Genomic DNA, 26,294 nt, shown 5'->3' with positions numbered 1-26,294 from the left:
ACGTCATCGTAGTAGGCGCGGCGGACGACATGACGAGACCTCCCTCGTTGCAAGGGTTTGCGGGAATCAAGCATGAGTTTACTTTGCAATGAACTCGCTTTGGCCATCGTTTGTCTTATTATTAGCTTGTCTTGACCAATAACAGGGAGAATACTCATGCCATTTCCATCCCGCTTTCTCGTTAGCGCTTGTCTTGCTGTCGGCGTACTTGCCGCCGGTTGCAGCAGCACGGAAGAAAAGCCGACCGTGGCAGCGCCCCCGCCCGCACCACAGGTGGTTGCCCTTCCCTATGAACAGGCGGTGCGCAAGGCTGCGCAGGACCTGCTGACCAACGCCAATCTGGCCAAGGATCAGAAATACAGCATGGTGGTTGATCCACTGGTGGACGGTAACAGCGGCATGCAGACCGAAGCGACGGTGGCGATGGAACAATCGGTCGTTCAACTGGTGAAGGAAAACTATCAGCAGGTCGACGTCAAACCCTTCAACAACGAAACCGTCGCTACGCTTCCCTTGCTGATGGTCGGCACCTTCACGCCGATCAACCTGCAGGGCAAGGCTGACGGCGAGCGCGATGCCTATCGCATCTGCTTCGCACTTGCCGATCTGAAGACCGGCAAGATCATCAGCAAGGGACTGGCACGTGCGCTGCCCGAAGGATTCGATCCGACACCTCTGCCTTTCTTCCGCGAGATGCCGGTGTGGGCCAAGGATACGGCTGTCGACGGATACGTGAAGACCTGTCAGGGAACGAAAGCCGGCGACCCGATCAATCCCGCCTACATTGACGCCGTGCTGGCCGCATCGACGATCAGCGAAGCAACCAAGGCCTATCAGGCGAAGAAATACAAGGATTCGCTGGCCCTCTACCAGTCGGTCCTGACCAATCCGGCCGGTAACCAGGCGCGCGTTTATGCCGGGATTTACCTCGACAATCAGAAACTGGGGCGCACGAAGCCTGCCATGCAGGCCTTCGGGCAGTTGGTTCAAATGGGCCTGGCAAGCGACCGACTCGCCGTGCGCTTCGATTTCAAGCCTGGGGCAACCGCCTTCAGCCAGGAACAGCAACCTTATTCGCTGTGGTTGTCGGAGATCGCCAAACAGTCCCTGCGACAGTCGTCCTGCATCGAGGTCGCCGGACACACCCGGCGGGGCACCTCGGAGCAGATGGACGAACGCCTTTCCCTGCAGCGCGCCGAGTTCGTCCGGCAGAAGCTGGTGGCAGCCAAACCGGCCCTGGCGAAACGGTCGATGGCCAAGGGATATGGTTCGCAGCGCGCAATCATCGGTACCGGCAAGGGTAATGAGTCGGACGCTCTCGATCAGCGCATCGAATTCAAGAAAGTGTCCTGCTGACCGATCACCCATTCCGACCACCCATTCCAACCACCGTGCTCGGCATCAGGGTAGCTCTTCGACAATTCATCTGGGCACTCTTCTGCTCACTGCTGGGCGGCTTTCCGTCGACCGCAGGAGCGACTGTGCAAGCAACCGGAACGACACCCAGCCTGCGCATTGAAACCGGTACCCACGTCGCCCCGATTCGCGCGGCCAGCATGGATCGTGACGGCCGCTATGCCGTCACGGCATCCGAGGACAAGACCTCGCGCGTTTGGGACGCGGCCAGTGGTTCACTGCTGTCGGTTTTCCGACCACCGTCCGGACCTGGCAACGATGGCAAGCTGTATGCAGTAGCAATGGCTCCGGACGGTGCAGTTTTTGCCACGGCAGGCTGGTCCGCAAGCAATGATGTTTACCTGGTCCGCCGCAGCGACGGCCAGATCATCCACCGCATCACCGGACTGCCCGATGTCGTCACGCATCTGTCTTTCTCTCGCGATGGCCGAATGCTCATCGCCGGCCTGTGGGGCAGACAGGGGGTACGCGTCTTCCAGGGCAGCGAATCCTGGACCAGCGCACGCGAACTGCAGGGTGACTCGGACTTCTCGGATGAGGTGAATGCAAGTGTCTGGTCGCCTGACGACAAGACCATCGTAGTCAGTAGTGCCGAGGGTTTCGTCCGTGCTTACGAAGCGACATCGAAAGGCCTCAAGCTACTTTCGCGCAGCACACCGGCCGGAACGGGCGTGCCTTTCGGCCTGGCTTTTTCACCCGATGGGCAGACCGTGGCCGTTGGCGCTTCGGACCAGGGAAGCGTCGCCCTGCTCGACGCCAAGACACTGAAAACACGCAAGGTGTTGTCGCCTCCGGCCAAGGGCAGTATCGCGCGCAGCCTCAGCGTCGTCGCTTGGTCAATGGATGGCAAACGCGTCTACGCGGCTGGCAGTTGGGCCAACGACAAAGGACAGTTTGCGATTCTGGTCTGGCCTGATGCTGGGCAGAGTGAGCCCTCTGTCATCCCGGTAGCGCGCAACACGATCACTGCGCTGCACGCTACACGTGATGGCAATCTGCTGTATGCGACTGCCGATCCCGCGTGGGGAATGCTTGCCGCCAACGGACAGGCGCAGTTCATCGTCAGCAGCAGCTTGCTGGATTTTCGCAACCAGCGCAGCCGCTTTCGCCTGGCTGCGGATGGCAGTGCGCTCGCCTTTCAGGACGCACGGCCCGGTGACACCGGCGATGCCTTCGACACTCGTCAACTAGCCTGGGCAAAAGCCGCCAAGGATTGGCAGGCACCACGGACATCCGCCGGCAAAACCATGGTCGACAACTGGTTTGAGCGGCAACAACCGTCCATCAATGGCAAAGTCCTCGGCCTGGATGCCAACGAGTGGTCGCTGGCGGCGAGCGTCTCTCGTGACGGCAACCGCATTGCCATCGCCACCAACTTCCAAATCCGCCTCTACGACCGCAACAGCCGCGCTTTGTGGAAGACTGCAGCCCCCGCGACGCCGTGGCAGGTGAACACCAGCGACGACGGCCGCTGGGTAGTCGCCGCGTTCAGCGATGGCACGTTACGCTGGTACCGGCAACACGACGGCAGTGAGCAACTCGTGTTCTTCCCGCAAGCGGACGGCCGCCGTTGGGTCATGTGGACGCCCGGGGGCTATTTCGCTGCCAGCCCGGGCGGAGAGAATCTGGTCGGCTGGCAGGTTGACCGCGGTTCGGCACAGGCCGCGGATTTCTATCCGGTATCGCACTTCCGTACCGAGTATTATCGGCCCGAACTGATCAGCGAAGTCATCGGCAAGGGCAGTACGGACGCCGCACTGGCTGCGCTCCCGGCTGGCGCGGCGGCTCCGCCGCCCGGTGGCCAGGCCATCCGTGAACGGCTGCCGCCGACCGTGCGCATCGTTCCACCTGACACAAGCAACTGGACCACTGGCGACAACATCAAGCTCCAGGTGGCCGTTCGCGCACCCGCCGATGCCCCGCCAACCAAACTCCGCGCGCGAATCAACGGCCAACCTGTTGTCCTGCCGGCGTTGTCTGCCCTGCGCAGTTCGCGCTCCGATGCCAACGAGAGCCTCTATGAGGTGCCGCTTTCCCTGTCGGGACTCGAAGCCCAGATCTTGCTGTTTGCTGAGAACAAGCATGGCGTCTCGCCTGAAGCGACCTTGACGCTCAAGAAACCCCCAGTGACTGCCAAGGAAGCCGCCGCGGCCAATAGTCCGTCCGCTGCTGCGTCAGCGCCGGCCACCGGTGGAGTGGACCTGCGACCAGCGCTGTACGTTCTTGCGATCGGCATCAGCAAATACCAGGATCCTTCGATTCAGCTGGAGTTCGCTGCCAAGGACTCGACCGATCTATCGAATTTCTTCAGGACCCAGGAAGGCGGTCTGTACCGCAAGGTTTCGGTTCGTCTGCTCACCGACCATTCCGCCAAACGAGACGACGTCCTCGACGGACTGGAGTGGATTCGCCGGGAACTGACTTCGCGGGACGTAGGAATGGTTTTCATTGCCGGGCATGGGGTGAATGATGCCGACGGCACGTATTACTTCCTGCCACAGGATGTCAACGTCAAGGCCCTGAAGCGCACCGGCGTGATCTTCAGCGAGATTCGTAACACGCTCGTTTCCTTGCCCGGCAAGGCGATGTTCTTCATCGACACCTGCCATGCGGGCAATGTTCTCGGCACTGGCGCGCGCTCGCTTCGCCTCGATACCACCGCCGTCATCAATGAGTTGTCGAGTGCCGATAACGGAGTCATCGTATTTGCTGCGGCAACTGGACGCCAATATGCCCAGGAATCGCCCGACTGGGGCAACGGTGCTTTCACCAAGGCCATCCTCGAGGGTTTGCGCGGGAAGGCCGATTACAACAAGTCCGGTCGTATCACGCACAAGATGCTCGACCTCTATGTCTCGGAACGTGTCAAGTCTCTGACTGAAGGCGCGCAATCGCCGGTAACCATCGTCCCCAGCGGCGTCCCCGACTTTCCTCTCGTTCTCGGCCAGCGTTAATGTGAGAGTCGCGTCAGCGGCTCACGAACCTCCCATCCCCACTTGTGGAGGTGAAGCTTAGACTGCAGGCTCTCGTCTCCCTTGGCAGGGCACCCCATGGCAAGGCCTGTTCATCTTATGGAATCCGCCGGTAAACAAGGCGTTCTCGGCACATGCCTGATCACTTCGGCTTTGCCGGAAAGGCAAACTGCGGCAGAATGCGAGGATTGCCTTCGCCGTATTGACTACAGGGAACTCGATGTCGGAACCAGAAGAGTACGAACGGACTTGGGTTGTACGCCAACCCGCAGCATCCTCACCCCCGGCGGCTGCAGCCGAAGCTAGTGTCGGCTGCAATGCGTTACCGCTGGGCACGCACATTGGGGAATTCGAACTCATCAACCTGGTCGGCATTGGCGGTTTCGGAATCGTATACCTCGCCCACGATCTCTCGCTCGGGCGCTATGTCGCGCTGAAGGAGTACATGCCATCCTCGCTGGCAGAGAGAGTCGAGGGTTTGACCGTCGCCGTCAAATCGGCGCGCCTGGCCGAAACTTTTGCCATTGGTCTGCGCAGTTTCGTCAATGAAGCACGGATGCTCGCCCAGTTCGATCATCGCTCGCTGGTGAAAGTGTATCGCTTCTGGGAGGCGAACGGTACGGCCTACATGGTGATGCCGTTCTACGAGGGGATTACCCTCAGGCAGGCCTTGCAAAAAATGCCTGAGCCGCCCTCAGAGCAATGGCTGAGAGGCTTGATCGACCCTCTGCTCGATGCGCTGGAGGTCATTCACCAGGAAAACTGCTTTCACCGCGACATTGCTCCAGACAACATTCTGTTGCTCGCCGACGGACGACCCCTATTGCTCGATTTCGGGGCGGCTCGGCGGGTCATCGGCGACAGGACGCAGGCACTGACGGTTATTCTCAAACCGGGTTATGCGCCTCTGGAGCAGTATGCGGAAGACCCGCATGTCAAACAAGGCGCATGGACCGACCTCTATGCACTGGCCGCCGTGGTCTATAACGCAATCACCCGCAGACCACCCATGGCATCGGTAGCCCGCTCAATCAACGACACCATGGTCCCGCTAACGCAGGCTGCAGCTGGACGCTACAGCAAGACCTTCCTGCAGGCCATGGATCGGGCGCTGGCGGTCAGGCCTGAAGATCGTCCGCAGAGCGTCGCTGAGTTTCGTGCCCTGCTGGCCGGGTCGGACGTGCCGGATACGCTACAGGTAACCGTGCCGCAGGTGACCGCGCAGCAGGCTGCAGCGGCCACGGTCAGCCAGGCACCGGTGGAAAAGAAACGGAGCAAGGCGATGCTGTTAGTTGGTGTTGGCGGCACTCTCGCGGCGGTTGCCGCCGGTGGGGCGTATTACGCACTCCGGTCGCCACCCACTCCCGTATCGCCACCAGTCACGGTAGCGCCATCTCCGGCAGCCACACCACCGGCAGCCACACCGGCTGCTGGGGCGACCGCTTCGCCACTGGCAGCAGAGATTCAGACGGCAGACCGGAAGTCACTCAACGAGCAGCAGCTGGTCGACCTCCTGCTCGGCAAAAATGGCGCGACCAACTCGTCAACAAAGGCCGTCAAGCCGTTTGACCCGGCTGACATCTTGCAGGAGATTTATCGACACCGCGACCCCGAGCATGTGGTGGCGGTGGTTCCGGAGAAGGCCAGGGTCAAAATCGGTCAGGACAAGCTACGTTTCCGCGTCAGTTCGCACAAGCCGGGCTATGTGTACATTCTGATGCTGGGCACCAATGGCCGCTTCAACCTGCTTTTCCCGAATGCCATCGATGCCGATAACGGGATTGCCGGAGAGGGTGATCTAAGCCTGCCTCGCCCCGGCTGGGCAATGACGCCTGAAGGGCCGCCAGGAAGCAATCGCTTCTTGGTGATCGTTTCCGACAATCGACGGGATTTCTCTGCAACCGGCCTGCGCAAGGTCAATCCATTTGCCGAGTTCCCGCTCGATATTGCCGACCGCATTGCACATGAGGCGAACTTTGCGACCACCAATCCTTTTGCCGGCAAGGTCATCTGCCCAGCCAGTCGCGCTTGCTCGTCCAGCTACGGTGCAGCCCTGTTTGTCATCGACGAGATTAGCTGACCGTAACCGTCAATAGACGTAGAGAACCAGAATACTCCTACTCGTCTACTCGTCGAGCCGTCTGATGGTCACCCGACGATTTTCGGGGGCTTCGGGCCGAACCGGGTTGAGCAGTTGTGACGGGCCCTTGCCGACGGGCTTGAGGCGACTACGATCGATCTGGTGGTTTTGTGACAGATAGCCAACGACGCTTTCGGCACGTGATTGTGACAACTGTCGGTTGTATTCCTCGCCACCACGCGGATCGGTATGGCCCTCGATAGCAAAGCGGAAAGGAACGAGTTTCTCCGAATTCAAGGCTCTTCCTACCACATCCAGCGACTGCTTGCCGTTCGCTGTCAGGCCCGCCGAGTTCGTTTCAAAGGTAATCAGCAAGGACGCTGCCGCCGGTTTCGCAGGCGCCAACGAACTTTCATCGCGAGTGACATTGATCGAGCGCGATTTCGTCCGGGCCGGGGCCGGGGCAAGCAGATCGACCAGCGCGCGTTCGTTAATCTCCTCAGCCCTGAGCACCTTCTCAGCCTGTGCGAGCGATACCGTCGGAACCAGCGTGCACCATAGCAATCCCATCATTCTCACGTATTTCATCTGAAAACTCCTTGAAAACAACTACGAATTGATAATACTACCACCCTGAACGCGCTCCGGCAGGAACGGTGTGATACCTGGGCGCCATGCCGACAGGGGAGTACGATCGAGCAACTCGCCCTGCCCTTGGTCACCGCCCGGAATACGCACGCAACTCGAAGCGACTGTAATCGATACAGGCTTGCGCCGGGAACATTCGTACACACAGCATACGCCATTCACACTCGCCCATGCTCATCATTGATCATGCCGCAATGGGGGGGTGGGTCAGACGATCAACCGAATCCGCGTGTCACAGCGATCAGGGGCTCAATGCCGGCGTCCTCACACAGCGGGAGGTTCTTCTCGCGGCAGAAACCGCCGTTGGCGATCAGACTTTCCACGTGACCCAGTACCTCGGCCTGCGCCTGAAGCGTCGCCAGCATCGGCTCAACCTGCTCCCTGCGATTGGGGGATTGCGTCACGCCGACCGCAACCACCCGCATCGTCGCCGTATCCACCCCGACCTGGGCGTTGTACGCTGGTTCAAAACCGCCACCGGCTACCGGCATGAGGCGCGATTCTTCATCGGTCAGATTGATCTGATCATTGTCCCGTGCTCCGGGCTCGGGGGCCTTGAGCGGCTTGCCTCCCAGTTTCTTGCTAACGGCCATGACTTTTCCATGCCCCCCGATCATGAAAGTCATGACCGTTTCCCTCTCCCCCGACCACTCCCACGGCCCGCGCTGCATCGCGGGCCGGCTACGGCGGCGCGAGGGGGAGGGGAGATTCGTGAGTCGCTGACGCGACTTTCACATTAACCGCCCGGATGATCCGGCACAAACGGCCTGATGCGGCTTCGATCAGCGCGCTACCGTTGTGCATGCATTCTTCGAGCCGCATCGGTCGGTCGCAGATGCTGAGAACGGCATCGATTCCCTGGGCCAGGACCGCGTCGGCGTCCTGACCCAGACCGCCCGACAGGCAGAATACCGGCACCTGGAACTGTTTGGCGATTCGCGCGACACCGACTGGGGCCTTGCCAAAAGCGGTCTGAAAATCGGTGTGGCCCTCGCCGGTCAGCACGAAAGCCGCGTCGCTGACGACCTCGGCAAAATTGACCGCGGCGAGGACGATGTCGATGCCGGGGCTGAGTTTCGCCGGAGTGAAGAACAGCAGCCCGGCGCCAAGGCCGCCAGCGGCTCCTGCGCCCGCGAGTTCAGCCACCTGGCGGCCGGTCGCCGCCTGTGCATGGGCAGCAAAATGTGCGAGTGCAGCATCGAGTTCGGCGACGACTGCCGGGGTCGCGCCTTTCTGTGGGCCAAAAACGGCCGAAGCACCGCGCGCACCGCAGAGCGGGTTGTCCACATCACAGGCGACGGTGATTTCGGTTTCCAGCAGGCGTGCGTCGAGGCCCGTCAGATCGATATGCCGGAGTTGCGCCAGCGCGGCACCGCCTGCCGGCAGTTCAACACCTTGGGCGTTGGTGAAACGAACGCCGAGCGCACGCGCCATGCCGGTGCCACCGTCGTTGGTGGCACTGCCGCCGATACCGATGATGATCTTGCGCAATCCGGCATCGAGCGCCGCGCGGATCAGTTCGCCGGTACCGTAGGTGCTGGTGATGCGCGGGTCGCGCCGGCTGGCGGGCAGCAGTGTCAGGCCCGAAGCCGCCGCCATTTCGATCACCGCAGTCTGGCCATCGCCGAGAACCCCCCACACGGCGGTGATTTTCTCGCCGAGGGGGTCGCTGACCTCGCACATGCGCAGTTGGCCAGCGGTTGCGCTGACCAGCGCCTGTACGGTTCCCTCACCACCGTCGGCGATCGGGATCTGGCGCACTTCGGCCGTCGGGAAAACCTGCAGGACTCCCCGTGCCATGGCCTCGGCGACCGCCACTGCCGACACGCTGCCCTTGTACGAATCCGGTGCCACCACGATACGCAACATGCCTGCTTCTCCAGCAACGATTGAAGAGGATGATCGCCCTGCTGAAGGGAATTGCCCAGAGGCAGCAGCGACAAGCACCGAGAGTTTGCGGCCCCCCGTCCCTGGCCTTGTCACTTTTCTCTCCGGTGTCCCATTGTCTCATCCTGGTGCCGGTTTTGAACTTGCGCACCATCACGGTGCGTGATTCGGCCACCAGACCGGGCAAGGAGCCCCAGCCATGCCTCTGATGACCTCAATCCGTTTCCGTCAGTGTCTGGCACGGTGGTTGCTTTGTGGTCCGGGCAGGAAGATTTCTTCCTTTCTTCCCAGTTCTCAACCTTCGAGGAGCCAAAACAGATGCTACGTCGCAATTTCATGAAGACGCTTTCAGCCGCTGCCATCACCACCGCTTTCGGGTTCACCTCGGTCAGCGCACTGGCCGCGGAGACGATCAAGGTCGGTGTTCTGCATTCCCTGTCCGGGACCATGGCCATTTCCGAGACGGCGCTCAAGGAGACCGTCCTGATGGCCATTGACGAGATCAACAGCAAGGGCGGCGTGCTTGGCAAGAAACTCGAACCGGTGGTTGTCGACCCGGCCTCGAACTGGCCACTGTTCGCCGAGAAGGCGCGCCAGTTGCTAAGCAAGGACAAGGTGGCGGTCACTTTTGGCTGCTGGACCTCAGTGTCGCGCAAGTCGGTCCTGCCAGTCTACAAGGAACTCAACGGGCTGCTGTTCTACCCGGTGCAGTACGAAGGCGAGGAACTCGAGCGGAACGTCTTCTACACTGGCGCTGCGCCAAACCAGCAGGCGATTCCGGCGGTCGAGTATCTGATGAGCAAGGACGGCGGTGAAGCCAAGCGCTTCGTCCTGCTCGGCACCGACTACGTCTATCCGCGCACGACCAACAAGATCCTGCGCGCTTTCCTCAAGTCGAAGGGCGTCGCCGACGCCGACATCATGGAAGAGTACACGCCTTTCGGTCACAGCGACTACCAGACGATCATCGCCAAGATCAAGAAGTTCTCCAGCGAAGGCAAGAAGACGGCAGTGGTTTCGACCATCAACGGCGATTCCAACGTGCCGTTCTACAAGGAACTCGGCAACGCCGGTCTGAAGGCCACCGAAGTGCCGGTGGTCGCCTTTTCGGTCGGCGAGGAGGAACTGCGCGGCGTCGATACCAAGCCGCTGGTGGGACACCTGGCGTCGTGGAACTACTTCATGTCGTTGAAAAACGTCGAGAACGACAAGTTCACCAAGCTGTACCGCGCCTGGGCGGTCAAGCAGAAGCTGCCAAATGCCGATAAGGCGGTGACCAACGACCCGATGGAAGCCACTTACGTCGGCGTCTATATGTGGAAACAGGCCGTCGAGAAGGCCAAGTCGACCGATGTCGACAAGGTGATCGCGGCCATGGGCGGGCAGACCTTCAAGGCGCCGTCGGGTTTCACGATCAAGATGGACGAAAAGAACCACCACCTGCATAAACCGGTGTTCATCGGCGAAATCAAGGCCGATGGACAGTTCAACGTCGTCTGGAAGACGCCTGGACCAGTCAAGGCACAGCCGTGGAGTCCGTATATTCCGGGCAACGACAAGAAAAAAGACGAGCCGGAAGGCAAGTAAAGCAGTGCCTGGGCCGCAGCCGCGGCTCAGGCAGTGTCCTTTGGCCTCTCTCGGCTCAGAGGAGGCCGAGGAGTAGGGAGAAAGCATGCGCACCACTGGATTACTGCTTTGCGGATGGTTGCTGAGTACGGCTTGCCTGGCGGCGATCGACCCGACACTGCTCAAGCCACTCGCGTCCGAAGACTCGGAAACCAAGATCGCCGCGATTGCCGCGCTGGCGCAAGCGGCGCCCGACGAAGCCCTGCCAGTCCTCAAGGCACTGGCCGACGACTCGCTGGCGCTGGCCGGCGAGCGAGTGGTGATCGTCGACGGCGCGCGCGTCCTCGACGCGGCCAGCCACACCGAAATCAAGCCGACGGCGACCGAGACCATCGGGATCAACAACCGCGTGCGCCGCGAGCTGTCGGGTGCCCTCGCCGCGCTGCGGCTGTTCTCGAACGAACGCGCGATGCGCTGGCAGGCTGCCCAGGAGCTGACAGCGAGCGCTGATGCCAAAATGCTGCCGCTGCTCGACCGTGCGCTGGCCGTCGAAACCGACACCGGGATCAGGACGCGTCTGCAACTGGCGCATGCGCAGGCCAGTCTTGGTTCGACCGAGGCGCAGGTACGGCTTGCCGCCGTTCGTGTCCTCGGCGAAAGCAGCGACCCCAACGTCCGGCAAATGCTGCTGCCACTGACCGAGAAGCGCGGCGACGCCTGGATCGAGCCCGACAGCGCAGTGCGCGCTGCGGCCGGGACATCGATCCGGTCGATAGAGCAGCGACTGGCTTGGGCTGACAATCTCGGCCGCGCCTTCACCGGCCTGTCGCTCGGATCGATCCTCCTGCTTGCCGCCCTGGGTCTGGCGATTACCTACGGCGTCATGGGGGTCATCAACATGGCGCACGGCGAACTGCTGATGGTCGGCGCCTATTCGGCGTGGGTGATGCAGAGCGTTTTTCGCGCCCACCTGCCGGGGCTGCTCGACTGGTATCTGCTGGCGGCCATCCCGGTCGGCTTTTTCTCGGCCGCACTGGTCGGTATCCTCATGGAACGGATCGTCATCCGCCACCTCTATGGCCGCCCGCTGGAGACGCTGCTCGCCACCTGGGGAATCTCGCTGTTTCTGATGCAGGTGGCGCGCACGTTGTTCGGCGCGCAGAACGTCGAGGTTGCCAACCCGGTGTGGATGGCCGGCGGCATCGAGGTTTTGCCCAACCTGATGCTGCCTTGGAACCGGATCATCATCGTCGGCTTCTCGATTGCCGTGCTCGTCGTGATGTGGGCGATTCTCAATCTCTCGCGCCTGGGGATGTTCGTCCGCGCGGTGACGCAGAACCGTGCCATGGCCGGCTGCGTCGGCGTGCCGACCGGGCGCGTCGATACTCTGGCCTTCGGCCTCGGTGCCGGGATCGCCGGACTCGGCGGCGTGGCACTGTCGCAGATTGCCAACGTCGGCCCGGACATGGGGCAGGGCTACATCGTCGATTCATTCATGGTCGTCGTTCTCGGCGGCGTCGGGCAGCTTGCCGGCGCGGTCTGGGCGGCCTTGGGTCTGGGCGTGTTCACCAAGTTTCTCGAAGGCTGGACGGGAGCGGTGGTCGCCAAGATCGTCGTGCTGATATTCATCATCATCTTCATCCAGAAGCGTCCACAGGGGCTGTTCGCCCTCAAGGGCCGCTTTGTCGAATCCTAAAGTCCCGGGAGATTTCATGCGCCCTTCGTCTGCACGAACCCCTTTGATCGTCCGCATCGGGCAAAGCTTCGACGCACGTAGCTGGCAGATGGCAGGGTTGTTCGCTGCTTTCGCGCTGCTTGCCGTGCCGATCATGCACCTCGTGCTGCCGCCTGCCCATCCGCTGCACCTGTCGACCTACTTCATCACCCTGATCGGCAAGATTCTCTGCTACGCGATCGTCGCCGTGGCCATGGATCTGATCTGGGGGTACGGCGGCATCCTCTCGCTCGGGCATGGTCTGTTCTTCGCGCTGGGTGGCTACGCCTTCGGGATGTACCTGATGCGCCAGATCGGCCGTGACGGCAGTTACCAGAGCGACCTGCCGGATTTCATGGTCTTTCTCGACTGGAAGGAATTGCCGTGGTTCTGGCTTGGTAGCGACAGCTTCGTGTGGGTAGCGCTGCTGGTGCTCGTCGTGCCGGCGCTGATCGCTTTCGTATTCGGTTACTTCGCCTTTCGTTCGCGCATCAAGGGCGTCTATTTCTCGATCATCACGCAGGCGCTGACCTATGCGGCGATGCTGCTCTTCTTTCGCAATGAAACCGGTTTCGGCGGCAACAACGGTTTCACCGACTTCAAGCGCATTCTGGGTTACTCGATCACCGCCCCCGAGACGCGCGTCGTCCTTTTCGGCCTTTCGGCGCTGGCGTTGCTCGGCACCTTGTTGCTCGCGCGCACCCTGGTGACTTCGAAATACGGCCGCATCCTGACGGCGATCCGCGATGCCGAATCACGAGTGATGTTCATCGGCTACAACCCGCTGTGGTACAAGCTTTTCGTGTGGACCTTGTCGGCGGTGTTGTGCGCCGTCGCCGGTGCGCTGTATGTACCGCAGGTGGGAATCATCAACCCGTCCGAAATGTCGGTCGCCAATTCGATCGAAATCGCCATCTGGGTCGCCGTTGGCGGGCGCGGGACGCTGATCGGCCCGGTCATCGGCGCGTTCATCGTCAATCTCGCGAAGAGCTGGTTTACGGTCAGCTTTCCCGAATACTGGCTGTTCTTTCTCGGCACCCTGTTCATCGTCGCGACGCTGTATCTGCCGCAAGGCGTCGTCGGCCTGTGCCGGAAACTCGGGGTGAAGCGTGATCGCCATCCTCTGGCACCGGCTGCGAAAGGAATTCAGGCATGAACGCCGTCGATCTCCCACTGAACAACAACCCCGACTGGGACAGCGGCACCGCCGAACTCGGACATCTGCTCAAACCGGGTGAACTCGACCTGTCGCACAAGGTCATCCTTTATCTCGAAGACATCACGGTCAGCTTCGACGGTTTCCGGGCGCTGAACAAACTGTCCCTGGCGATCGACGCCGGCGAGCTGCGCTGCATCATCGGGCCCAACGGCGCCGGCAAGACGACGATGATGGACGTGATCACCGGCAAGACGCGACCCGACGAGGGCAGCGTCTTCTTCGGTCAGACGATCGACCTGACGCGTCTCTCCGAACCCGAAATTGCACACATCGGGATCGGCCGCAAATTCCAGAAGCCGACGATTTTCGAGAATCACACGGTCTTCGAGAATCTCGAACTGGCGATGAAGACCGACAAGCGCGTCTGGCGGAGCCTTTTTGCACAGCTCGATTCGGCGGCCGGTGACCGGATCGCCGAGACGCTGCAGTTGATTCGTCTCGATGCTCAGGCCGACCGGCTGGCCGGTCTGCTGTCGCATGGCCAGAAACAGTGGCTGGAGATCGGCATGCTGCTGATGCAGGAACCGAAGCTGCTGTTGCTCGACGAACCGGTCGCCGGCATGACCGACGAGGAAACCGAACGTACCGGCGAACTCTTCCTGTCGCTCGCCGGCAAGCACTCACTGGTCGTCGTCGAGCACGACATGGCTTTCGTCAAGCAGCTCGGCAGCAAAGTCACCGTCCTGCACGAAGGCAGCGTCCTTGCCGAGGGAACCCTCGAGGAAGTCCAGTCCGATGCGCGCGTGATCGAAGTCTACCTGGGGCGTTAGAACCACCATGTTAAATGTAGACCATCTGAACCAGTACTACGGCGGTAGCCACATCCTGCGCAACCTCAGTTTCACTGCCGAAGCCGGCAAGGTGACGGCAATTCTCGGGCGTAACGGCGTCGGCAAATCGACGCTGCTGAAGTCGTTGATGGGCTTGCTGCCGGCGAAGAGCGGGCGTATCGAGTTCGCCGGTCACGACCTCACCCGCGCCGCTGCGCATCAGCGCGTCAAGGCCGGTATCGGCTACGTGCCGCAGGGACGCGAAATCTTTCCGCGTCTGACGGTACAGGAGAATCTGCTGATGGGACTCGCCACCTGTCCCGGCCGCACGCCGGTTCCCGAGCGTATCTTCGAGATGTTCCCGGTGCTGCGCCAGATGTTGCGCCGGCGTGGCGGCGACCTCTCGGGTGGGCAGCAGCAACAACTCGCGATTGGGCGCGCGCTGGCGATGGGGCCGAAACTGCTGATTCTCGACGAGCCCACCGAAGGCATCCAGCCATCGATCATCAAGGACATCGAGCGCGCCGTGCGCTCGCTCGCCAGCAGTGGCGAAATGGCGATCCTGCTCGTCGAACAGTACTATGATTTTGCCCGTTCGCTGGCGGATCAGTATCTGGTGATGGAACGGGGCGAGATCGTCATGCGCGGACGCGGCGAAGACATGGAGAAGGACGGGGTTCTGGCGGCGCTGTCGGTTTAGTGGCAGCCGCAGCGACCGAGGAAGCCGAACAGCGTCCGCCCGATCACCGAGACGACAGCCCTGCCGTCACGTTCCTCTGGTTCAGCGATCATCCGCGCTGGCGTCAAAAATCTGACCGGCAAGTGACACCGTGATACGATCGATGTCTGCCAGGCGCTCGCTTGGTCACTACTTGCTTGTGTGCACAAAGGAGGGTGTCGGAAAGAGGGCTTTTTTGATCGCAAGAGTCTGGATGGAGGGCCTGTACCATGGATCTGGCAATGAGTTTCAAGAACGACAAGCTGGTCGGCGATTTCTGGGGAGGCCTCGCGGCGATGCTGGTCGCCCTGCCATCGGCGATTGCTTTTGGGGTCACCATTTATGCCTCGATCGGTCCAGCTTATGCCGGTCTGGGTGCACTCGCGGGGATTCTCGGGGCGGCCGCCCTCGGCTTGGTGGCGCCGAGTCTGGGCGGCACCAATCGGCTGATCACGGCGCCGTGTGCGCCCGCCGCAGCGGTTCTCTCGGCATTTGCCATCGAACTCGTACAACAGGACGTCGACCCGGCGTTCATCGTGCTGCGGCTCACTGCCCTCGGTCTGGTGGCCGGGCTGATTCAGCTTCTTCTGGGCTTGATGCGGGTCGGCAGCCTGATCAAATACATTCCTTTTCCGGTGGTCAGTGGCTACCTGACCGGGGTGGGCCTGATCATCATCGGCAGCCAGATTCCGAAATTCCTCGGGGTATTCGGCAACCAGTCCCTGTGGCGGACGCTGACCTCACCGCAGACATGGCAATGGCAGAGCGCACTGATCGGCGTCGTCACGGCGACCGTGATGCTTGGCGCGCCTTTGCTTACCCGCGTGGTACCGGCGGCCATCCTCGGCCTGCTGGCCGGAGTGCTCACCTATTTCGGACTGGCATACTTCGTGGACGGATCGATGCTGGTCCTCGAAGGCAACAAGCTGATCATCGGGCCCCTCGGCGGCTCCGCTGCAGGCATGCTCGAAGCGGTTACCGGACGTTGGCGGGACATCGGCGAACTCAAGCTCGGCCAGATCGCCGCCCTCATGTGGACGGCGCTGACACTGGCTGTGTTGCTATCCATCGATACGCTCAAGACGGCCGTCGTGCTCGATGCACTCACCCGCAGTCGCCATGACTCCAACCGCGAACTGGTTGCGCAAGGTCTTGGCAATGTCGGCTCGGCCTGTGTCGGCGGGATGCCAGGAGCAGGACAAATGGGCGCAACTCTGGTCAATCTGGCGAGTGGCGGTCAGACGCGCGTTTCCGGAGTCGTTGAAGGGGTGCTGGCGCTGCTCGCGTTTCTCGCCCTGGGAGCATTCATCGCCTGGATACCGGTCGCTGCCCTGGCGGGTATCCTGATTGTCGTGGGGATCAGGATGATCGACATCAAGAGCCTCCACCTGCTCGAATCCTCGTGGACGATGCTTGACTTCGCGGTGATCATGGCCGTGGTGGCCGTGGCGCTTGCCTACAGCCTGATCGCAGCGTCGGCGGTGGGCATTGCCTTGGCGATGTTCCTGTTCATTCGCGAGCAGTTGACGAGCACGGTCATTCGCCGCAAGGCCAACGGTAGCGAACGATTCTCGAAGCGGGTGCGTCTGGGACACGAGATGGAACTGCTCGAACGGCGCGGAGACCGGACCACCATCCTGGAACTGCAGGGCAGCCTGTTTTTCGGTACCAAGGACCAGCTTTACACGGCCCTCGAGCCTGAATTGAGCAAGCGCAACTACATCGTGCTCGACATGCGCCGTGTTCAGTCGGTTGACGTCACGGCGGTGCATCTCCTGAGTCAGATCAGGGACTCACTGATTGAACGCGAGGCTTTCCTGGTCTTCAGCGGCTTGACACATACCCTGCCCAACGGAAAGAACCTTGCCGAACTGTTTGAACGGATGGAACTCACGACCAAAAGCGATCAGGTCAAAATATTCGGAGAACTCGACGATGCGATCGAATGGGTTGAAGACCAGGTTCTCGCCGAGAAGTTGATGCAGGCGACCGAAGTGCCGCCGCTCGAGATCTACGAAATGGAAATCTTCAAGGACTCCAAGGAAGATTCGCTGATCGCGCTTGTCGAGTGCCTCGAACGTCGCTCGGTGGCCAGGAACGAGAAGGTATTCTTGATCGGCGATGCCGCTGATCGGTTGTTTCTCATACGCAAGGGGGCTGTGCGCATCACCACGCCAGTTCCCGGAACGGGCAGCAGCCGCCACCGCCTGACCTATGGGCGTGGCGATTTTATCGGTGGCCTGTCCTTCGTGACTCGGGCGGTCAGCTTCAGCGCCGACGCCACGGCCATGGAGGATACCGAACTCTACGTGTTGCACCGAGAGAGTTTCGAGAAACTGTGCGAAGAGCACCGACGGCTTGCCTTTCACCTGATGCAGGCCATTGCCCAGGTGCTGGCATTGCGCCTGAGCTACGCTGACAAGGAATTGCTCGCGATGCAGGAGTAGAAAGGAAAGGGCCTGGCGCATCATCGGGGAGGCCGGAACGATGATCAAGGCCGGAAATCGGGCAGGTCGCCAGTTCGTCCGTCAAGCTGGCCGAAAAAGCCGGCCATCTGCTCGACGAGATGCTACCGAGCAGCAAGAAGACCTCCGTGTGAATGACCATCCTTTATCGAACTGCCCGGCTCGTCACCAGGCCTTGGCCTGCTGCCCAGGTGGCGACATCATCACGTCGAATCGCAGCGGCCATCAGGCCGGGGAAGGCATCGGGGGTGCAGGCAAACGAGGGCACACCCAGGGCAGCGAGTTTGCCGGCAAGGTCTCGATCATAGGCTGGCGCACCCTCGTCGCTCAAGGCCAGCAAGGTGATGAACTGTACGCCGCTGTCCACGAGTGCTGCGGCACGGCGCAGCAGCATGGCCTCGACGCCCCCTTCATACAGATCGGAGATGAGTACCAGAATCGTGTTGCGTGGCTCACGGATGATGGATTGGCAATAAGCAACCGCTCCGTTGATGTCGGTGCCACCCCCCAGTTGCACACCAAATAACAGTTCCACGGGATCGTCGAGCTGTTCGCTCATGTCAACCACCGCGGTATCGAATACCACCAGTTTGGTCGCAACTGCCGGTAGCGAAGCCATCACGGCACCGAAAATGCTGGAATACACCACCGAGGCGGCCATCGAGCCGCTCTGATCGATGCACAGCACGACCTCGCGTTGTGGCCGCCGCGCCTTGCGGCCATAGCCGAGCAGCGTTTCCGGTACGATGGTCTGGAACTCGGCCTGCCAGTGTTTCAGGTTGCTCCGGATGGTTCGATGCCAGTCGATTTCGCTGTGGCGCGGTCGGCGATTGCGCTGGCTGCGGTCGAGCGCACCGCTGATCGCTGCGCGCAAGGGCTCTTCCAGGCGCTGCATCAGTTCCTCCACCACCTTGCGCACCACCATTCGCGCCGTATCTTTCGTACCAGCGGGAATCACCCGTGACAAGGCGATGAGGTTGGCAACCAGATGCACATCGGCTTGAACATTGCGCAACATTTCCGGCTGCAACAACATCTCTCGCAGGTTCAAGCGCTCAAGCGCATCATGCTGCATGACTTGAACCACCGAGGCCGGGAAATACTTGCGGATGTCCCCCAGCCAGCGGGCCACGCTCGGCGCCGAGCCGCCACGTCCGCCACGCCGTTCTCTGGAGTGCATGCCGTCAGGACCCTCGGGGTCATAAAGCGCCGACAGTGCCTTGTCCATTTCGGCTGCTGCGCCAAGCGGGGTGCCGCAAGTCGATTCAGCCTCACGGCCGAGCACCAGTCGCCAGCGTTGAACGCCGCTTTGTGCGTTCGGCGGTGTGGAAATCCTTGGGTTCATCACTTTACTCCCAGCAACTGGCGCAGGAACGGCAAGGGCAGGGCAGCCCGCTCTTCGTTCCAGCCGGCAAGCGGTTTCGGCATGGCTGTGACCACCCGGCCCTGTCCGGCGCGTTGCGCCAGATCACTGCGCTCGCTGGCGCTGAAGGTCGAGAAAGTGCGTCGTACCAGAGGCAGCACGCAGACGAAGTGTTCTTCGCGCAGACCAACCAGCCATTCGTCAATCAATTGCCATACCCGCATATCATGGAGAAGCACCAGTGCATTGCGGTTCAGGAACCCCTCCAGCCAGGCTGCGGCTTTGCCCGGTTCGGCCCCCATGGAAAGTTCGAACGACATCGCCTGCGCGACCTGTTCAACGGACCAGACCGCATCGTCGAGCAGCAGGCGAACCGCCACGCCTTGCAGCAGTTGGCTGGTGTGGGGGCTGCTTGCGATCTGCTGCAGTGCCTGCCGCCAGGCCTGGGTCTCCTCCTGGCCCTGACGCAACGCTACTGCAGTGTGGGCGGCCAGCAATTTCTCGCGCAGACTCTGAGCGGCCGCATCGTCCACGCTACGGCAAGCCAATGGCATGGCAATTGCGGTGCGTACGATCAGTCCGTCCAAGACCTGCGCCACCATCGCGGCATCGGTCTGACGCACGTTGCCATAGCGGAAGACGTTTGCCAGAGGCGGCAGCGTGGCCAGTAACTGCAGCACATCGCCGGTGAGTGCCGCTCTGCTTTGCAGCGCCTGCGTGACGGCGGGCACGGTAGCATCCAGGTCGGCCAGCAGGACCCGATCCACCAGTGCGGCAAGTTCGGCCAGGTCACTGACGCGTCCGACCTGGTCGATCACCCAAGCGGCGGCCGCCTGAACCAGTGTCTGTCCCCACTGGCTGGCCTCAATCAGTTGCAACAGGAACTCGGGCTGCCACTGCAGTACCCACACTTCGTGGAAAGTGCCATGCGAGCGGCCCACTTTGGCCAACTCACCCCAGTGCACGTCGAGTAACCGCAGGCGGTGTAGCAAATGGCTGCGGGCCAGGTCGTTGCTGTTGCGCAAATCCAGATCGAGCGTGCGCTGCCGGGCCTCCGGTTTAAGCCGCAAGGTTTTCTGCGCCTGTTCCACATCGCGCTGCAGGGGGACGGTGGGTACGTCGGCAGGCACGCTGCCCAGTCGGTCACCCACCACCAGTTCGTCGGCAATGAAATGCAGCAGCGAATCGTCCCCCATGGCAAAGACCGAGCGCGTGGCCTCCTGCAATTCTTCGAGTCCGGCAGCGGGACGCTCGCGCATGGCTGCAAGCGCATCGGCCAGACGTGTGGCTTCGATCAGGTGCGCCGACGAGCAATCCAGATCCCGTTCGCGCATCCGCTGCGCTACGCGCGCCAGCCATCCGACCGTGCGCAGTTGCGGGAGATGCTGGCTGCGCCACAAATGCTCATACCAGCCAGGCGAGACAATGCCGGCGCCATAGCCGCTGCTGCGCGTGAGGTGCCGGTAGGTCCACGGCACCCAGGTGGACTGCACCTTGACCCTGGGCAGACCCTTGAGCAAGGCTTGATCGGCTTTCATGGTGGCGGAGGTCTGCAGGGCAGGCAAGTGCCAGGCGCCACAGACCACCGCAATGCGCTCCGCGCCGGTTTTTTGTGCCTCGCGCAGGCACTGGCGCATGTGCGCTTCGCGCAGTACCTCGCGCTGCGATTCCTGTGGATCATCGCGCTGCTCACCCCAGTCTGCCCGCAAGGCTGTCATGGCTTCGGCCACCGCGGCAAAAAGCTGTTCGCCGTCGCCGCGTTCCTCCACCATGTGATTCCACCAGCTTTCGCCATCGGCATAGCCGGCGGCGTTCGCCAGCCAGTTCAGCGGGTCGCCTGTGCGGTCGTCATCGCGGGCTGTCTGGTTCGCCAGTGCGCCGGCTTCTTCACTGGCATCATCCCGGTGGTCTGGTGCAGTGGGGGTTTCTGCGCTCGCCGGTTTTGGACACGCTTTATCCGCTTGCCGACGTGCCTTTTGCAATGCCAGGCCATTGGCCATCGGCAGATCGATCAAGCGTACCGGCACGGCATGCAATACCGCCCATTGGATCGCCTGCCACTCCGGCGAAAACTCGGCGAAGGGGTGATACACCGCCAGTGGTGGCTCATCGGGACAATAACTCAGCAAGGCCACCGGTGGCTGCATGCCCTCGGCCACCACGGCCTGCAGCAAGCCTTCGCTTTCCGGCGGACCCTCAACCAGAATGCAATCGGGTAGCAGGGCATCCAATGCGCGCACCAGGCTGCGAGCACAACCGGGGCCGTGGTGACGTATGCCAAAAAGATGCGGTGCAGCCATTGCGGTGGCGCTCAGGTTTGCTGTTCGTGGCAGGCGCGGTACAGATCCTTCCAGTCGGAACGTTCTTTCACCACCGTTTCCAGATACTCGTTCCATACGATATTGTCCTGGATCGGATCTTTCACCACGGCACCGAGCAAACCGGAGGCGAGGTCATGCGGGCGCATGACGCCATCGCCGAAATGGCCAGCCAGCGCCATGCCGCTATTGATGACCGAGATGGCCTCGGCGGTCGATAGCGTGGAGGTGGGCGACTTGACCTGCGTTTTTTCATCGGCGGTTCGGCCACTGCGCAGTTCCCGAAAGATTTGCACCAGGCGCCGGACTTCCTTGAGCGCCGGCGGCTCCGCCGGCAGTTGCAGGGCACGGCCCATTTCGGCCACCCGTTTGACGACAATCGAGACTTCTTCGTCTTCACTGGCGGGCACCGGTAGCACCACCGTATTGAAACGGCGCTTGAGCGCCGAAGACAGTTCGTTGACCCCCTTGTCGCGGTTGTTGGCAGTGGCGATGACGTTGAAGCCACGCCTTGCCTGGACCTCGCTGTTGAGCTCGGGGATGGGCAGGGATTTCTCCGACAGGATGGTGATCAGCGTATCCTGCACATCCGCGGGGATGCGGGTGAGTTCTTCGACACGGGCGGTCTTGCCGGTCCGCATGGCATTCATCAGAGGGCTCGGAACCAGGGCCTGTTCAGAAGGCCCATGTGCCAGCAACTGCGCGTAATTCCAGCCATAACGCAATTGTTCCTCACTGGTACCTGCCGTGCCCTGGATAAGCAATGTCGAATCGCCGCTGATGGCCGCAGCCAGGTGTTCCGATACCCACGACTTGGCGGTGCCGGGCACCCCGTACAACAACAATGCCCGGTCGGTTGCCAGGGTTGCCACGGCAATTTCCATCAGGCGCTGATTGCCAATGTATTTGGCGCTGATCGTCAAACCGCTGTCGAGCTTGCCACCCATCAGGTAGGTGATCACGGCCCATGGCGATAGCTCCCAGTTTGGCGGACGGGCACGCGTGTCGTGTTTTTTCAGTTCTGACAGTTCTTCTGCAAATTGTGTCTCGGCATGTTCACGAATGGCAATGGATGCGGTCATGGGGTCCTCGGGGTCGAGCAATACGTTAACAATTCAGGGCCTGCCGCGTCGCGATGATCTGCCTGACGGTATGCCATAGTTCCGGCAACGCGGGCTTGCCGGCAGCTTCGTCGGATACCGCCAGCATCTGCCCCAGCGCCGCACCCTGCAATACGCAGCAAAGCTCCGGCAGGGCGGCACGCAAGGCGTAATCGTTGCTGAAATCAGCATGCTGCCCGACCGCTTCGGCGACCGCACTGACGATGGCCAGCGACAGACTGGCTGAGAGGCATTCCCCGGCTGGGCAGGCCTGTAGCAGTTGATGGACCAACACTCGCAATCGGGATCGGCCGCCATCCTTCAACTGCTTTTCCCAATAGCGTTCGCGTCGCGCCAGGGGCAAGCAGGCGAGAAGGGTCATGTCATGGTCGGCAAACGGTGTCTTCGGTGAGTGGTCCAACAAGGCTTCGCACCAGGCTACCTCCGGTTCGACAGCCAGCACTTCGCGCCATGCCCGCAGCAGGGCATCCGCCCAGTCACTGGCAGCCGCCCACTTGACCAGATCGCCGGGGTTCATGCCGGTGTATCGGTCCCACCAGGCGAGTGGTACCTGCCGGGCCAGTTGAAACAACCACCAGGCCCGTTCGCCAAGCACGTCGTGGGTGGGCCGTGTCGCTTCAATGCCATCAGCTTTCCACTCGTCGGCCACGGCGGATGGCGCGTCGAGCCGCCAGTGCTTGCGCAACAACCCCCTTTCCTGCCACAACAGTGCTTGCATGCGCTGCTGCGCCCGCTGTACGTGGGCGCAGTCGGGCAGTCGCAGCAACAAACCCAGCGTCACCTGCTTTACCTCGCGGCTACGATCTTTGCGCAAGCTGTCGAGAAGTGCTTCATCGTCCATCGACAAGCCGGTTGCCAGCTCGCCTATCAGCTCGGCACGTTCGCGTCCAGGCAAATCGCCGAGGAGTCGGGTCAGCCGTTCACGCGCCGCAGAAGGATTGCGCCGGCGCTCCTCGCGCAACAGCGCGCGCCGTTGCGCCAGACTGCCTTCAGTCCAGCACACTTCTTCAGCCGCCGCAGCCGCTACGCCGAAAGCATAGTTCCAGGCGGGATTCTGCCCTGCCAGCCAGACCCCGCGCTCACCCAGAACGGGCTGCAATGATTCGCGCAAAGCCACCGAGCGGCGCCCTTGTTCCAGTGCCAATGGCAGCAGATCGATCGGCAAGCGACAGCCCTGGGATGCCAGTGATCGGAAAACAAGGTGTTGCAGGCGTTGCGGCCCGTCGCGCAGTGTCCAGGCCAACAAGACTATGAGTGAAGTATGGTCTACGGTAGTCAGCACTTCCCTGGCCGCTGCAGCCGGCACAGGCCCCGGCCAGGCCGTACCCTGCACGCCGGCCTGAGCGCAGGTCGCCAATACGGCGGCCATTTGCAGTACCCATTGGGCGGGGGGGTCGCCAAGCACAGCAAGCTCTGCCAGCAGATCACCGATCGCTCCATCCAGCCCAGGCACAACGGGAACCTGCCGTTCCGTACCCACCATGGCTACCGACAGCAATGCGGCCCAGGTACTCATTCCGGACTCCTTTGCCATAGCCCATCGAAACCCCATGCGCTGAGCGGCCGCAGCGCCAGTCCATCCCATTCGCCCATCATCGTGAGTGGGTGACCACCGCTGTGGGCCAGCAATCTCCAGGTGTCGCCATCGCCCAGATGCAGCGCCATGATTTGATCTTCGACCATCAAAAAGGCATGGTCACCGGCTCGCAGGGGTATTGCCGCCGACAAAACCATCGGGTGCGAGCGAACCCAGGGGCTGCTTGCGACACGTTGGGCAACCGTTTGCCACTCGGCGCTCAAGGTCGAATCCGGCCATTGGGTCTGTGCGCTTGCCGTCACCTCGGCGACCAGTGCCCGTAGCATGCTGGTGCCAGGAAAATAGGCCAGGGTTGCTTCGACGGTGGAGCCGTTCAGCCAGGAATGCTCAAATCCCTTGCCGGCAAAGGCATGCTCCAGCAGCAAGGCGCGTCGGCCACTGCTTTTTCCATGCAACCATACCCGCCGTTCCGTCAGGTGGTCTTCGTTTTCTTCCCTGATTTGTCCCAACACGGTCCACTGGTCGGCCAGACGTTTTCCTGTGCTCAGAACCTCGGATTTTTCATACGGCCAACCCGCGACGGTGCGAAGCTCGGCCTGCATCTCCGGGGATAGCCCTGCACGGCGCCGGATGGCGGCGCACAGCAAATACAATAGGCCAATGCGATGCAACAGCCGCTCGGGCCAGTCTGTGCCCCGGCGGATGCCTTGCGCCGCCTCCCTCACTCTCAATGCCAATCCGGGAGCTTGCGCATCCACCATGCGGGCGGCCATGGTATGCCATCCCCCGAGCTGCTCATCGCCAAGGGTGCCCAGCCCGCGACCGATCTGATCGTACAGCCATGCCTCCAACTCGGTCGCCGCACCTTCGATGCGGTTCCAGCGCTGTGCCTGGCGTTTCAGATCGCGCTGCTCGGCGACTTCGGGATCGACAGGAGAGGCGGTCTCTGGGCGCTGCTTTTCCTCCTTCTTCCGATCTTTCTCGGCGCGCGTGCTCAACCATTCGCTGACCCAGGCCGGGGCGTCGGTCTGGGTGAATAGTTCTTCCTGTTTGGCACGCAACAGCAGCAGCGCCAGAGCGTGCTTGCAGGGAAACTTGCGACTCGGACAGCTACAACGAAAAACCGGGGTGGTGCCGGCGATCCCGATTTGTGTCTGGTACGGTTTTGATCCGCTGCCTTGACATGCGCCCCATACGGCGACATCGTTGGCCCCCAGAACCGGCCACCGGGCAGGCATCACCAGCGCGCGCGCCGCATTCGCGGACGCCGCGTCCGGCGCCAGTGCCAGTACGGCCTCTGCAGCGATGATGGTCAAAGCACAGGCTCCCGGATCAGCTCTTCGCGAATACCCTCGCAGGAAGGAAATCGCGGCAGGCCAGCGAGTATTTCGCGCAGCCACCAGCCAGTGATCATGAACTTCTTGTGCGGCGTCACGAGAAGAATGCCCGCTGTAAGCGGGAGGCAAAGATATTCGTTGGACTAAACCGCCGCAATGGCGATCATTATGGGGATTGTAGGGCTGGGCCGGCCAAAGTCAATCGTTTGGGATGAGGTGCTGGAGCGGATCGATACTCGCCGAGGGGCGGGAAAGTGGGCGAAAGGAAACGCGGTAGAGGTGGCAGCGGTGAACGCGAGGGGCGTGGAAGGGCTTGCCCGCAAATAAGGCGAACGACACCGCGGATGGCGCTGCCGTCCGATTGCGGAGGGGAGCAAGGAAGGACTGCCACTATCCAGGAGGCTCGCGCGGCTTCGGCTGATCGCGTTGAGGCAGAAGGGTGGGAAACCCCACGACACTCTCCAAGGCCGCAATGCGGGCAGCGTGCCTGCTCGATGCGTGCCACGCGTTGCCTGAAGTCGGCGACCGACTCGATCACCGCCGGTTCCGGTGGCGGCCCATTGGGCGCCGCGCGGGCGGCCGCCAGAGCGTCCTTCTTGCGCGCCGGCGAGAGCAGGCCGTCGTGACGGATGCGCTTGAAACCGGCCGACAAGACGGGTTCCAGAAAACAGTCGATGAACTCGGTGCCGGGCGCGCGCAGGGTGCGCTTCTTGCCGCTGGTGGGATCGGCGCGGACGCGCAGGAGCACGTCGTTGCCGTCGTTGCCGTCGATGCCGAGGATACGCTCGTTGGAGACCGCCACCCGGTGCGTGTAGCGACCGAGGTATTCGAGTACCGCTTCCAGGCCGCCCAGCGGTTGCTTGGCATAGCCCCCCAGTCATGCACAGGGAGCCGTTGCTTGAGCCGTCGCCAGTCGGCAGGAGTGGCCAGCAGTCCCGGTCAGCGTTGTGCCAAGCTTCGAGTCCGTCGACGAACTTGCCGCGAAAGACGCGCGACAGGGCGTGCACCGGAAACAGGAAGCCCTTTTTCGGCGCGATCCCCTTGTATGCTTCGTTTCATGGTTTTTGGTTCATTTGGGAGAGCATGGGAAGTGATGGCTGAAAGGGGGTCAAGAGGACCGTGGAATAAATGCGAGAGAGGTATTTTCTCTCGCGTTTATGCCG

At 61.8% G+C, this 26,294-nt stretch carries 17 protein-coding genes and 1 pseudogene; 9 read left to right on the top strand and 9 right to left on the bottom strand.

What is annotated here, in order from left to right; all coding sequences use genetic code 11:
• Positions 1-156 precede the first annotated feature (156 nt).
• The 3 genes from V5B39_RS10605 (at position 157) to V5B39_RS10595 (ending at position 6,468) form a co-directional block, all read left to right on the top strand.
• Positions 157-1,356 (top strand): OmpA family protein, encoded by a 1,200-nt coding sequence (locus tag V5B39_RS10605; RefSeq protein WP_332342858.1) that lies wholly within the window; start codon positions 157-159, stop codon positions 1,354-1,356.
• A gap of 125 nt (positions 1,357-1,481) precedes the next feature.
• On the top strand, positions 1,482-4,370 hold the full coding sequence (locus V5B39_RS10600) for a caspase family protein (RefSeq protein ID WP_332342857.1): 2,889 nt from the start codon (positions 1,482-1,484) through the stop codon (positions 4,368-4,370).
• Positions 4,371-4,608: 238 nt separating this feature from the next.
• Positions 4,609-6,468 carry a serine/threonine-protein kinase gene (locus V5B39_RS10595; protein ID WP_332342856.1) on the top strand — a complete coding sequence of 620 codons (1,860 nt, stop codon included), beginning with the start codon at positions 4,609-4,611 and terminating at the stop codon, positions 6,466-6,468.
• 45 nt (positions 6,469-6,513) lie between these two features.
• Here V5B39_RS10595 and V5B39_RS10590 read toward each other — a convergent pair whose 3' ends face one another.
• From V5B39_RS10590 to V5B39_RS10580, 3 genes are all read right to left on the bottom strand, one after another.
• Positions 6,514-7,056: an OmpA family protein gene (locus tag V5B39_RS10590; protein WP_332342855.1), complete on the bottom strand. Its 543-nt coding sequence runs from the start codon at positions 7,054-7,056 to the stop codon at positions 6,514-6,516.
• 275 nt (positions 7,057-7,331) lie between these two features.
• The gene (locus V5B39_RS10585; RefSeq protein WP_332342854.1) at positions 7,332-7,709 is read right to left on the bottom strand and encodes a transposase; all 378 of its coding nucleotides are present in this window, start codon (positions 7,707-7,709) and stop codon (positions 7,332-7,334) included.
• An 88-nt stretch (positions 7,710-7,797) separates the two neighbouring features.
• Complete coding sequence (locus tag V5B39_RS10580; RefSeq protein WP_332342871.1) at positions 7,798-8,982, bottom strand: glycerate kinase; 1,185 nt, start codon at positions 8,980-8,982, stop codon at positions 7,798-7,800.
• Between the two features lie 339 nt (positions 8,983-9,321).
• Here V5B39_RS10580 and urtA point away from each other — a divergent pair, with 339 nt between their 5' ends.
• From urtA to V5B39_RS10550, 6 genes are all read left to right on the top strand, one after another.
• The gene (urtA, locus tag V5B39_RS10575) at positions 9,322-10,590 is read left to right on the top strand and encodes an urea ABC transporter substrate-binding protein (protein ID WP_332342853.1); all 1,269 of its coding nucleotides are present in this window, start codon (positions 9,322-9,324) and stop codon (positions 10,588-10,590) included.
• Positions 10,591-10,675: 85 nt separating this feature from the next.
• Positions 10,676-12,265 carry an urea ABC transporter permease subunit UrtB gene (urtB, locus tag V5B39_RS10570; protein WP_332342852.1) on the top strand — a complete coding sequence of 530 codons (1,590 nt, stop codon included), beginning with the start codon at positions 10,676-10,678 and terminating at the stop codon, positions 12,263-12,265.
• 16 nt (positions 12,266-12,281) lie between these two features.
• The gene (gene urtC, locus V5B39_RS10565; protein WP_434735683.1) at positions 12,282-13,439 is read left to right on the top strand and encodes an urea ABC transporter permease subunit UrtC; all 1,158 of its coding nucleotides are present in this window, start codon (positions 12,282-12,284) and stop codon (positions 13,437-13,439) included.
• Complete coding sequence (gene urtD / locus V5B39_RS10560) at positions 13,436-14,272, top strand: urea ABC transporter ATP-binding protein UrtD (protein WP_332342851.1); 837 nt, start codon at positions 13,436-13,438, stop codon at positions 14,270-14,272. The genes urtC and urtD overlap by 4 nt, the downstream gene beginning before the upstream one ends.
• A gap of 7 nt (positions 14,273-14,279) precedes the next feature.
• A complete protein-coding gene (urtE, locus tag V5B39_RS10555) occupies positions 14,280-14,972 on the top strand; it encodes an urea ABC transporter ATP-binding subunit UrtE (protein ID WP_332342850.1) in 693 nt (230 codons plus the stop codon).
• A gap of 260 nt (positions 14,973-15,232) precedes the next feature.
• Positions 15,233-17,437 (top strand): SLC26A/SulP transporter family protein, encoded by a 2,205-nt coding sequence (locus V5B39_RS10550; RefSeq protein WP_332342849.1) that lies wholly within the window; start codon positions 15,233-15,235, stop codon positions 17,435-17,437.
• 163 nt (positions 17,438-17,600) lie between these two features.
• On the opposite strand, the gene V5B39_RS10545 is transcribed toward V5B39_RS10550, so the two are convergent.
• From V5B39_RS10545 to V5B39_RS10520, 6 genes and pseudogenes are all read right to left on the bottom strand, one after another.
• Positions 17,601-18,800: a VWA domain-containing protein gene (locus tag V5B39_RS10545; RefSeq protein ID WP_332342848.1), complete on the bottom strand. Its 1,200-nt coding sequence runs from the start codon at positions 18,798-18,800 to the stop codon at positions 17,601-17,603.
• Positions 18,800-21,058: a DUF5682 family protein gene (locus V5B39_RS10540; RefSeq protein WP_332342869.1), complete on the bottom strand. Its 2,259-nt coding sequence runs from the start codon at positions 21,056-21,058 to the stop codon at positions 18,800-18,802. Before V5B39_RS10540 ends, V5B39_RS10545 begins: the two co-directional genes overlap by 1 nt.
• Positions 21,059-21,129: 71 nt before the next feature.
• Entirely contained in the window at positions 21,130-22,218 is a 1,089-nt protein-coding gene (locus V5B39_RS10535; RefSeq protein ID WP_332342847.1) for an ATP-binding protein, read from the bottom strand.
• Between the two features lie 25 nt (positions 22,219-22,243).
• Positions 22,244-23,773 carry a DUF5691 domain-containing protein gene (locus V5B39_RS10530; RefSeq protein ID WP_332342846.1) on the bottom strand — a complete coding sequence of 510 codons (1,530 nt, stop codon included), beginning with the start codon at positions 23,771-23,773 and terminating at the stop codon, positions 22,244-22,246.
• On the bottom strand, positions 23,770-25,110 hold the full coding sequence (locus V5B39_RS10525) for an SWIM zinc finger family protein (RefSeq protein WP_332342845.1): 1,341 nt from the start codon (positions 25,108-25,110) through the stop codon (positions 23,770-23,772). Before V5B39_RS10525 ends, V5B39_RS10530 begins: the two co-directional genes overlap by 4 nt.
• A 411-nt stretch (positions 25,111-25,521) precedes the next feature.
• A pseudogene (locus V5B39_RS10520) lies at positions 25,522-26,168 on the bottom strand (IS91 family transposase); the annotation flags it as partial.
• Between the last annotated feature and the right edge of the window lie 126 nt (positions 26,169-26,294).

This window comes from Accumulibacter sp. (assembly GCF_036625275.1).
Lineage (GTDB): Bacteria > Pseudomonadota > Gammaproteobacteria > Burkholderiales > Rhodocyclaceae > Accumulibacter.
The sequence above is the reverse complement of the archived record's forward strand: the minus strand, read 5'-3'. Positions and strand labels throughout refer to the sequence as shown.